Consider the following 9,795-nt stretch of genomic DNA (forward strand, 5'->3'; position numbering starts at 1 on the left):
GCATATAAGCTTATCTGAAACAAACAAACTTTTGCATACAGGATTAAAGGTAAGAAGGAGGTTTTAACATGATATTTATTTTATTTTTCGATTTTCTCCGTTAATTCATCATGTACAGCACTAAGGTACCCACACCCCAGTCTGCATCAGCGAACAGGTCACCCCGTCCGAGTACCAGATCCGGGCTTGCACCTACAACCAGCTCTTTACCTACGTAATCTTTGGACAATACCGGAATTTTGGCAAACTCATCCGCCACATCCGGTGTAACGGAACCGTATAGAGCAGCAACGCCGACCATTTTATCGGTCAGACCCAACTTAATGAGCATCTCTGCCGCAGATTGGGTATTCGCAACCACACGTTCAGGTGCTTTATCGAATACTTGCACTTTTGGTTTCCACTCGCCGCCCTCACCCGAGATCGTGAAATTCTCAATGGTGAGCGGGTACGTCGTTTTATTTGTATTCTCAGCAGGAGCTGAAGTTTCTGTCGTGTTAGTTGTTGAAGTTGTTTCTTCGGCAGGGGAAGAAATTGAAGTATTCGTGCAGGCTACAAGCAGCAGTAACAGGAGACTTAGAGCAGCGAAGCCAATGGTTCTGGATGTGGATTTCATTAAATGATGAACCCCTTTTCTATGTGTTTTGAATTGACAAAGATAATCATTCTCAATTATAATCCGAGAAAATGCTTTGTAAATAGTTAAATTTAATATGTTCTACATTTTACACAAATTGATGGGGGAAGAGATGGCACAGACGGTTCAGGTTAAGACACAGCGTATGGGGAAAAGAGAGTCTCTGATTCATAGTAAATCCGGGTTTGCTTTGCTGATTGCAGCTTTAATCATGATTACGCTTATTTCTGTAGGTATTGCAGTTTCCATTGGACAGGTACGCATTCCGCTGGCGGAGTCATATCGTATTCTTTTAACCAAATTAACGGGATTTCAGTGGGGGACAACACCCATTGAGGCAGGCTCCTTTACCGATATTATCTGGCAGATTCGTTTTCCGCGTGTACTGATGGCGATGTTTATCGGTGCAGGCTTGGCCTTGTGCGGTGCTGTAATGCAGGCTGCGGTGCAGAATCCGCTGGCTGATCCTTACATACTGGGCATATCCTCAGGTGCTTCACTCGGAGCAACCTTTGCGATTCTCATTGGATTCGGTGCGATTGGCTGGCTGGGTCAAACCGGTGTAGCTTTCTGGGCATTTGCCGGAGCAATGGGGGCTTCTTTGCTGGTACTGACCCTTGCGGGGATTCGAGGTAAAATGACGTCCGTCAAGCTGGTGCTTGCCGGAATGGTGATTAACGCGTTATGCAGCGCTTTTTCGAACTTTATTATTTATTTTGCCAACAATGCTGAAGGCATCAAAACGGTGACATTTTGGACCATGGGCAGCCTGGCGGCTTCCGGGTGGAACAAGCTTCCACTCGTGGGTATCGTCGTGCTGGTTGCGATTCTATTTTTCCTTTTACATTCCAGAGTTCTCAATACGATGTTATTGGGGGATGAAGCAGCCGTTACGCTGGGCATTAATCTGAGTGTGTATCGCAGACTGTACATGCTGTTAACCGCTTTGGTGACAGGTGTTATGGTGGCGAGCTGTGGCATGATTGGTTTTGTCGGACTCATTATTCCGCATATCGTCAGAGGTCTCGTGGGTTCCGACCATCGTAAAGTGATGCCTGTATCCGTGCTGTTTGGAGCCATTTTCCTCATCTGGACGGATGTTATTGCACGATCCCTCATATCCAGTGTGGAGTTGCCAATCGGTATTATTACGGCCATGATTGGTGCGCCAATGTTTATGTATATGCTGGTCAAAAAAGGCTACGGTTTTGGAGGAAATTAACATGAAACTGAACGTAGAAAATGTATCCATCTCTGTGCTGAACACGGACATCATCAAGGATATTTCATTACAGGTGAACGGTAAACAGTTCGTTGGACTGATCGGACCCAATGGTTGTGGCAAGTCAACGCTGCTCAAGAGCATCTATAAAGTGATCAAACCGCAGCAAGGTAAGGTTTTTCTGGATAATACCGATATTCTCAAATCCAGTCCAAAGCTTGTTTCCAGACACATGGGCGTTGTTGGCCAGTTTAATGAACTGAGCTTTGATTTTACAGTGCGTGAGATGGTCATGATGGGCCGTACCCCGCATAAAAAAATGCTGGAGACGGATAATGAACGGGATCACGAAATCGTCGAGCAGGCTCTGGAGAAAGTACATCTGACTGGACATGCAGACCGCAATTACGTGTCTCTGTCTGGTGGAGAGAAACAGCGTGTGGTATTGGCGCGTGTCTTGGCACAGCAACCCCAATTTCTGATCCTGGACGAGCCAACGAACCATTTGGACATTAAATACCAGCTTCAGATTCTAAATATTGTCCGTGGACTCGGCATTGGCATATTGGCAGCGCTGCATGATCTCGAACTCGCCGCAGAATATTGCGATTATCTCTATGTGGTGAAAAAGGGCCAGATTGTGGTCCATGGCAAACCGGCTGATATTCTGACTCGCGAGATGATTGGTGAGGTATTTGATGTCGATTGTGAAATCTATACAAATCCGGTTACGGGCGGCCTGGGCATCGCTTACCTGAGTACACGGTGATTGGGACTATATCTTTGTTTGGATGACGTGGAGAAATCTTTCGAAATAATCAATTGAAGTGAACATAGACCGTACCTGTTGGAGCGATGTTGTTGAGTGCTCACAGGGCCGGTCTTTTGTTTTTTAGGTGGGGGTAGGGAGCACCTATTGAAGCTTAGGATCAACGGGATGAGCATGTGCACCTTTGCTGACTTCTCGGAAAATATCTGAGGAGTTATCGCTATGCGTTGAAGACTTACTGCTGTTGTCTTGTTGTTTGGGGTGCTCTCCCGTTACCGGGCTACTACCTGTAATTGCATAACTTCGCAGTATCTCTTCCAGATCTCCAACCGTCACGGGACGAGCATGTCGTTTCAGGACATAACCGAGTTGACCATTGGGTTCCACCGTTGCCGTCTCCAGATCGTCTACACTTGTAATTCCGTTCTGTCGCATATGCATCTCGAGCTGATCCATCGTATAACGCATACGTTTCAGATTGGGTATAATGACCTTTCCGTCCTCTACCACGATTTTGGAACTGCCACTCATTAATCGTTCAAAAATATTAAACTTCAATTGCAGTTGTTCCACCACAAGTAATGTCACAATGAATACCGATGCTGATCCAATCGCTTTGCCAAGCTCATGATTTGCGATGGGCTGTACAATCGTTGTTCCGATGGAGATCATGATGACCGTTGTGGCGACACTCATCTGTGAGATCGACTTGCGTCCTGCAATTCGCAGCAGAAGCATGCCGATAAGTACAAGTAAAACAGATTTCCATATCCAGTCCATAAGTTTTATTCCTTTCCTAGTCCAGTATGCTCTTTGCTTCTTAGGCTGTTCTGGAGTTGGAGTAATTATACAATTGGCTAAATCCATAGCTTTCCTTCCTCCCACCGGATGGATTACAATAGGGTACTGATGAAGTGAACAAAGGAGCGGGTCACAGTGGCAAAACAGAAATACTATGTTGTCTGGGAAGGCAAGAAACCTGGTGTGTATAACACATGGGCAGATTGCAAAGCACAGACGGATCATTATACAGGAGCAAAATATAAATCCTATGAGTCCAAAGCAGCCGCAGAAGAAGCGTATCGTGCTGGGTGGAAAGGGAACTGGGGTTCAAGTGCAGGCGGAGCGTCGAAAACGAAGTCGGCTGGTAGCGGAAGAAGCGCCGGCATGGAAACGTCGGAGGAAGTGGATTACGACAGCATCTCTGTTGATGTGGGTACACGCGGTAACCCCGGACCTGTAGAATACAAAGGGGTAGACACCCGCACCGGTGAGATTATTTTCTCTGTTGGACCGATCTCCAAAGGTACGAACAATCTGGGCGAATTCCTGGCCATTGTACATGCCCTTGCACATTTGAAAAAAGAAGGCAGTACCAAAACGGTGTATACCGACTCGGTCAATGCCATGAAATGGCTAAAGCAGAAAAAAGTAGCCACAACGTTACCAAGAGACAACTCCACGGAAGAAATCTGGCTGATGATTGATCGTGCGGAGCAGTGGCTCCAGACAAATACGTACAGCAATAAAGTGCTAAAATGGCAGACCAAACAGTGGGGCGAAATCAAGGCGGATTACGGCCGGAAGTAATTATATTTTTTTTAGATGAGCCCTTTATTTCTGGTCTATTAGAATCGTTATTTACAATTTCCAGTTTCCGCTCTATAATCATCTGAATATGATTAGTTAAACATATGGAGGAGCCTGTCATCTGCAGGCCCTCTTTATCTTTTTGGTCCATTGATTAGCAAGTCCATTTACTAGAATCAGTTATTTTGAGTATATATGCAGGAGGCAGACATGGGTTCCATTTATAGAAGTGAAGAAGGCAAGAGCAGCATACTTGAAGAGTATGAGATTTATTTGAACGAGTTGGGTGAGGAATTTACTCGGGAGTATGTAGAGACGCGTTTTGGCAAGACGCATGTTTTACTGACGGGTCCTCAAGATGGCAAGCCGTTATTTATTCTCCAGGGCGGGAATTGTGTGAATCCGATGACGTTGTCCTGGTTCTCTTCTTTATTTAAAGAATACCGGATAATTGCTCCTGATACGATTGGTCATCCCGGTTATAGTGAGGAAGCCAGCATCTCGACACGGTTTGATAGTTTGGCATTATGGGTATCGGATCTGTTAGATCACTATGATATTGAAAAGAGTGCGTTTATCGGTCCATCGTTTGGAGGAGGCATTATCCTCAGACTGGCTACCTATATTCCGGAACGCATCTCGTGTGCCGTATTGGTTGCTCCTGCGGGTCTTGCGGTCAATTCCAAAATTAAAACAGCTCAGGATATCACGCTGCCGCTCGTCAAGTATCGGATGACGTCTTCACCATCTTCTTTGCAAAAAATTACGGACACGATGTCGTGCAACTGCATGAAAGAAATGGATAAAAACATTATCGGTAAACTTTTTAAATACGTCAGTATAGATCAGGATCTGCCCAAGCTCACGGAGCGGGAAGAACTGGTGAACTATACGTCTCCAACCTTGTTATTGGTAGGGGAGAAGGATGTCTTTTTCCCTGCGGATAAGTGTATTGAACGGGCTCAAAAGATTATTACGAATGTGCAAGCCATCAAGTATGATACAGGGCATTTTCCTTCACAGGACGTATTGGGGCAGATGAACGAGGAAATCGGGCGATTTTTACAGAAGAATTATTAAATCAAGTTGCAATTGAAGGATGAGAAATGTTTTTCTCCAGTTTAATAAAGTAATTACATCCATCTGTCGATAATCTATATAAGAGAATGCTTTTCTTCTATAGAATAGTGTGGATAGGGATTAGCAGTAGATCGTAGAAGGCTTGTTATCATTAATATTTAAATATTTCGCGTTAAGGTGTTTCAAATTGCATCATTTGGTTTATATAGATGGTTGGCGATGAATTGCTGACTGGTTAAACCAAATGATGCATTTACGCGGAAAGTCTTCCGATTGACAAGGTTGAAAAGAGGTCTGTTATGAGAAAAGACAATTGCAAAATGGCATTGCAGCGCAATGTGATTATAAATGATACATATCAGGTAAGACAGGTATTAGCCAGCAGTGAGTTGGCTATTGTATATGCAGGGCGAGATCGTAACACGGGTGCCAAAGTAGCCATTAAGGAATTTTTCCCGCAGAGACTGGCTGAACGCCAGGCAGACAAGCGGGGAGTGTTCTGCTCTTCACGAGGATACGGTGGGCAATATCAGGAGTTACTGGCTGCATTTCTGCTCGAAGGTGAACTGTTATCAAAACTGGATCATCCTCATATTGTTTCGTATTTGGATCATCTTGAAGCGAATGGTACGGGGTATCTGGTTATGGAATACTGTACGGGAATCACATTGACCGAGTATCTGAATGAACACAACCATGCGCTTGATGCTGCCTTCATAACGGAGACGTTGCTTCCACTGGTGGATACATTGGATTACATACATAAGCAAGGCATTCTTCACCGGGATGTGAAACCTTCCAACATTATGGTTATGGAGGATGGTACACCCAAACTTCTGGATTTCGGCTCAGCTACCCGTTGGCCTATGCAATCCGGAGAGAAACAGGTGATATTTACATCGGCAGGTTATTCTCCGCTAGAGTTCTATTCGGAGAAATCCAGCCAGGGACCGATGTCGGACATCTATAGTTTGGCAGCTCTGCTCCATTATTGGACATGCGGGCAACCCCCTATGGACGTGAAACAGCGGTTGTTCCAGGATGAATTGCCATCTGTTCGCTCACATAATGAGTATGTGAATCCTTGGCTCGCTCGTGTTATTCATTGGGGGCTCATGGTTCGTTCCGAGAAACGCTGTGCCTCTTTAGCTTGGGTCAGAAGCTCGTTGCGGGTTCAAGCCTGGGTATGGAAAGTGCGTAAACCTGGAACGGTGGAATGGTCTTTGGCCGAGAATGAACATACGCAGGTCTATGAAGTGGAGTCGAAAAACAACATGAAACGGCTTGAGTTATAACACCTCTTTTATAAATTGATATGCTAGATGAGCATATTCGTACAAAAAAATAAACCAAGTCGACTTGTAAATGAGGAGATTTGGTTTTTTTATGATGGATTTGAAACGAATACCCCAACTCCGATACAATATTCTCATAGAGTCTGAGAGAATGGAGCAAATACGGTGCAGAAATGGAGAAAACCAATATGACTGAATTTATCAACGCTGACGATATTAATGACGTAATTCTGGCTGCGGCAGCAAACGAGCTGGAGCAGATGGTGGACAAAATGTGTGAGCTGATTGGCACGCCTTTGGAACAGACGACAGAACTGGAGCGTCAGGTCATGGCTGCTTTTGGTTTTGGCGCGGTGTATGGTATCACTCATCGGGATCAGCTAGCGGAGCCGCAGGCCCATGCCTTGAGCATTCGGATGCTGATTAAACCGTTTAATTACAGTGAGCAGCAGGCGGTTGATTTTGCGGATGATCTGATTCGGGTGGCGTCCGATCGTGAGGTTCATCCGGTGATGAATACGATTATCCAACGTGGGATTGATGGACACCGCCAATTCAATCAGGAAGACGATGAAGGATTGGAACGTAACATTCAGGAGATTCTAACAGCAGTTCAATCGCAAAAATAGACGGTTTTATTAGATGTGGGAGATGATTGAATTGGATCTGATGAAATTAAGCAAGGAACTCTCATACGCTTTGCGACATGCACCATGGGAGTATGAGCTGGAACTGGACGAAGAGGGTTGGGTGGAAATCTCGCAATTGCTGGTGGCTTTACATGAAAGTCCGCAGTGGAAGCCATGACCCCTGAGCAATGAGCGATGAACCGCAAAAAAAGGGACGCATCCAACATCCGTTGGTGTGTCCCTTTCTCATATTCAAAACTTACTTGCCGACAATCGCTTTAATACCTTCGCTAAGTGGCTGAGCTGGACGGCCAAGCAATTTCTCTAAAGTATCACTCTCTACAGCCAATGCGCCTTCACGGATGGCACCTTGCATATCAACGAGCATCGATACGACAAAGTCCGGTAGACCTGCACCTTTCATGATGTCAGCATAAGCCGCATCGTCCACGTTTTGCACGTTGATTTCCTGTCCAAGCACTTCACCAACAATGGCAGCCAGTTCAGCTTGCGTGCGTAGTTTGCCGGACAATTCATATACGGTATTTTCATGTCCTTCACCTGCGAGTACAGCTGCAGCAGCATGGGCATAGTCACTGCGGGTAGCCCAGCCTACTTGGCTGTTGTTGGTGGCATGAACCCAAGGTGCGCCTTGCGTAGCTGCTTGCACACTGCCTGCTTCATTTTCCAGGTACCAGTTGTTGCGCAGGAAGGAATACGGAATGCCGGATTCACGAATCGCTTTTTCTGTAGCGCGGTGAACTTCCGCCAGGGAAAGGGTGTTTTTCTCTGCATTCACAACGCTTGTATAAGCGATGAAGTTCACGCCTGCGCTCTTGGCAGCGTCAATGGCAGCCTGATGTTGGCGAATCCGCGTTTCGTTGTCACCATCAGTGGAGATGAGCAACAGACGGTCTACACCGGCAAAAGCTTTCTCCAACGTCTCCGGTTGATCGAAATCACCGTGACGTACGTCAACGCCTTGAGTGCGGAGTCCTTCCGCTTTCTCTGGATTACGTACACTTATTGCCAAATCCTTGGCAGAACCCGTTTTTAACAATGCCTCTACGACCAGTGAACCCAATTGACCTGTGGCGCCAGTAACTAAAATTTTCATCTTCTTTTCCTCCCTAGTGTGAAAAATATAGGTATAGATATAATCGTCTTTGTTATAACAGGTGTGATTACAACGAAAGGGTTAAAAAAAGCTCATTATGAGCTTTTTTATTCAGAGACATGAATCTGATCCATCATCTGCTGTATGGTTACGCGATTCAAGCGCTGTTCCATGGCTGTCTGAGCCTCAATGAGTTCGGCACGCAAGGTGTGTTCAATCATGTTGCCGACCGGACATTTCGGATTCGGATGTTTGTGAAAGTTAAACAATTCCCCATCCTCCACCACCTCAAGCGCTCGATATACATCAAGAAGGGTAATGTTGGCTGGATCTTTCAACAAGGAAGCACCGCCTACACCGGGTCTGACGTCAATCAGACCAGCCTGTTTCAGCTTGGACATAATCCGCCGAATAATCACGGGATTTGTATTCACACTCTGCGCGATCACATCTCCGGTGCATTCATTGGGCATAACAGCGATCAGGGACAGGGTATGAACTGCAATGGAAAAGCGACTACTGATTTGTCTCATGGAATAATCACCACCGTTGTAACTATGATAGTTACAAAGTGAATGGTTGTCAATTCTTTTATATCAAATGTGAATTGATAGTTGCTGTTATCCTGTAATCGTAGATGATCAAACAGATGATAATTGAATTATCCCATTTGTCAAATAAATGAGTTGTGGTTCTTTTGAAGCGTTAAAAAAGAAGTAGGATTCAAACTGTTTAATGTAATATTAGGGCTAAATTCCTATTATTTTCAAGTTAAATGGAACTATATGGTTTTCTTGTTTGCGTACAGAAGAATAAAAATGATAAAAGCTTCGACAAAATAGAAAATTATGTATGAATTGACAAATGTAAAAGCGGTTATATAATGTGTTTATCTACAAGATTGTACATTTAGTTACAAATGATTCCAAATAACAAACGGCGGGAGTGGGACAGACATGTGGTTTTTGGTTCTATGGTTGTTAGGTCTAATTTCAGGGGGAGTACACCTATATGTGTTAGGTTTTCCCGGGGAAATGAGCGAGATTAGCAGAGTATTGCTGCTTCATCAGTTTGTGGTTACGTTTGGATTGGTTGGAGTCATTGGTTATGTTGTCAACATTGCGAGAGCGGATCAGACAGCTAAAATGTTAGGATGGCCTGGTGGACCGTTTCAGGTTAAATACGGGTTTTCCCAGGTAGGGCTTGGAGTTATGGGGATTATGGCCATCTGGTTCCAGGGGAACTTTTGGGTGGGTGTATTGGTAACGATGTACATATACGGATTAAGTGGTCTTTGGTCACATACTTATGTCATGATTAAAAATCGCAAGGCAGATGGAGACAGTATTGGGAATCTCATTATGGATGTGGTGTATCAAACGTTTATCACGGTTCTCTCCGTATTGGCTGGCGGAATCTGGGTAATGCACTAAGCTGTAATTGATTTTTTGCCTTA

11 protein-coding genes and 1 pseudogene are annotated in these 9,795 nt (G+C 44.9%); 8 read left to right on the forward strand and 4 right to left on the reverse strand.

Annotated features, from left to right (window positions below):
* Positions 1–100: 100 nt before the first annotated feature.
* Positions 101–616, reverse strand: a complete 516-nt coding sequence (locus tag J7E78_RS12100) for a TroA family protein (protein WP_215076430.1) — start codon at positions 614–616, stop codon at positions 101–103.
* A gap of 166 nt (positions 617–782) precedes the next feature.
* Here J7E78_RS12100 and J7E78_RS12105 point away from each other — a divergent pair, with 166 nt between their 5' ends.
* Both J7E78_RS12105 and J7E78_RS12110 read left to right on the forward strand, forming a co-directional pair.
* Positions 783–1,859, forward strand: coding sequence for a FecCD family ABC transporter permease (locus tag J7E78_RS12105; protein ID WP_215076515.1), 1,077 nt, complete (start codon positions 783–785; stop codon positions 1,857–1,859).
* A 1-nt stretch (position 1,860) separates the two neighbouring features.
* Entirely contained in the window at positions 1,861–2,628 is a 768-nt protein-coding gene (locus J7E78_RS12110) for an ABC transporter ATP-binding protein (RefSeq protein ID WP_047843839.1), read from the forward strand.
* Positions 2,629–2,772: 144 nt separating this feature from the next.
* On the opposite strand, the gene J7E78_RS12115 is transcribed toward J7E78_RS12110, so the two are convergent.
* The gene (locus J7E78_RS12115) at positions 2,773–3,408 is read right to left on the reverse strand and encodes a DUF421 domain-containing protein (protein ID WP_215076431.1); all 636 of its coding nucleotides are present in this window, start codon (positions 3,406–3,408) and stop codon (positions 2,773–2,775) included.
* Between the two features lie 156 nt (positions 3,409–3,564).
* Between J7E78_RS12115 and rnhA the strand changes: the two genes are divergently transcribed.
* The 5 genes and pseudogenes from rnhA to J7E78_RS12140 all read left to right on the forward strand — a co-directional run.
* On the forward strand, positions 3,565–4,218 hold the full coding sequence (gene rnhA / locus J7E78_RS12120; RefSeq protein WP_127545028.1) for a ribonuclease H: 654 nt from the start codon (positions 3,565–3,567) through the stop codon (positions 4,216–4,218).
* Positions 4,219–4,428: 210 nt separating this feature from the next.
* Entirely contained in the window at positions 4,429–5,298 is an 870-nt protein-coding gene (locus tag J7E78_RS12125) for an alpha/beta fold hydrolase (RefSeq protein ID WP_215076432.1), read from the forward strand.
* A gap of 299 nt (positions 5,299–5,597) precedes the next feature.
* Positions 5,598–6,593 (forward strand): serine/threonine protein kinase, encoded by a 996-nt coding sequence (locus tag J7E78_RS12130; protein WP_215076433.1) that lies wholly within the window; start codon positions 5,598–5,600, stop codon positions 6,591–6,593.
* 188 nt (positions 6,594–6,781) lie between these two features.
* Complete coding sequence (gene imm48, locus J7E78_RS12135; RefSeq protein WP_053061631.1) at positions 6,782–7,222, forward strand: Imm48 family immunity protein; 441 nt, start codon at positions 6,782–6,784, stop codon at positions 7,220–7,222.
* A gap of 13 nt (positions 7,223–7,235) precedes the next feature.
* Positions 7,236–7,394: pseudogene (locus J7E78_RS12140) on the forward strand (RNA 2'-phosphotransferase); the annotation flags it as partial.
* Positions 7,395–7,481: 87 nt separating this feature from the next.
* On the opposite strand, the gene J7E78_RS12145 reads toward J7E78_RS12140, so the two are convergent.
* Together J7E78_RS12145 and J7E78_RS12150 are read right to left on the reverse strand one after the other, a co-directional pair.
* On the reverse strand, positions 7,482–8,339 hold the full coding sequence (locus J7E78_RS12145) for an SDR family oxidoreductase (RefSeq protein ID WP_215076434.1): 858 nt from the start codon (positions 8,337–8,339) through the stop codon (positions 7,482–7,484).
* Positions 8,340–8,446: 107 nt separating this feature from the next.
* Complete coding sequence (locus J7E78_RS12150) at positions 8,447–8,872, reverse strand: Rrf2 family transcriptional regulator (RefSeq protein WP_047843833.1); 426 nt, start codon at positions 8,870–8,872, stop codon at positions 8,447–8,449.
* A 423-nt stretch (positions 8,873–9,295) separates the two neighbouring features.
* Here J7E78_RS12150 and J7E78_RS12155 point away from each other — a divergent pair, with 423 nt between their 5' ends.
* Positions 9,296–9,772, forward strand: a complete 477-nt coding sequence (locus J7E78_RS12155; RefSeq protein ID WP_026080959.1) for a DUF6790 family protein — start codon at positions 9,296–9,298, stop codon at positions 9,770–9,772.
* The last annotated feature ends 23 nt before the right edge of the window (positions 9,773–9,795 follow it).

The sequence above is a fragment of the Paenibacillus polymyxa genome (assembly GCF_018614975.1).
In the GTDB taxonomy this organism is placed as follows: Bacteria; Bacillota; Bacilli; order Paenibacillales; family Paenibacillaceae; genus Paenibacillus; species Paenibacillus polymyxa_E.

Excerpts from the sequence above, each read along its gene's own strand:
- J7E78_RS12100 (WP_215076430.1), bottom strand. The coding sequence starts at position 616 with ATGAAATCCACATCCAGAACCATTGGCTTCGCTGCTCTAAGTCTCCTG.
- J7E78_RS12105 (WP_215076515.1), top strand. The coding sequence starts at position 783 with ATGGGGAAAAGAGAGTCTCTGATTCATAGTAAATCCGGGTTTGCTTTG.
- J7E78_RS12110 (WP_047843839.1), top strand. The coding sequence starts at position 1,861 with ATGAAACTGAACGTAGAAAATGTATCCATCTCTGTGCTGAACACGGAC.
- J7E78_RS12115 (WP_215076431.1), bottom strand. The coding sequence starts at position 3,408 with ATGGACTGGATATGGAAATCTGTTTTACTTGTACTTATCGGCATGCTT.
- J7E78_RS12125 (WP_215076432.1), top strand. The coding sequence starts at position 4,429 with ATGGGTTCCATTTATAGAAGTGAAGAAGGCAAGAGCAGCATACTTGAA.
- J7E78_RS12130 (WP_215076433.1), top strand. The coding sequence starts at position 5,598 with ATGAGAAAAGACAATTGCAAAATGGCATTGCAGCGCAATGTGATTATA.
- imm48 (WP_053061631.1), top strand. The coding sequence starts at position 6,782 with ATGACTGAATTTATCAACGCTGACGATATTAATGACGTAATTCTGGCT.
- J7E78_RS12145 (WP_215076434.1), bottom strand. The coding sequence starts at position 8,339 with ATGAAAATTTTAGTTACTGGCGCCACAGGTCAATTGGGTTCACTGGTC.
- J7E78_RS12150 (WP_047843833.1), bottom strand. The coding sequence starts at position 8,872 with ATGAGACAAATCAGTAGTCGCTTTTCCATTGCAGTTCATACCCTGTCC.
- J7E78_RS12155 (WP_026080959.1), top strand. The coding sequence starts at position 9,296 with ATGTGGTTTTTGGTTCTATGGTTGTTAGGTCTAATTTCAGGGGGAGTA.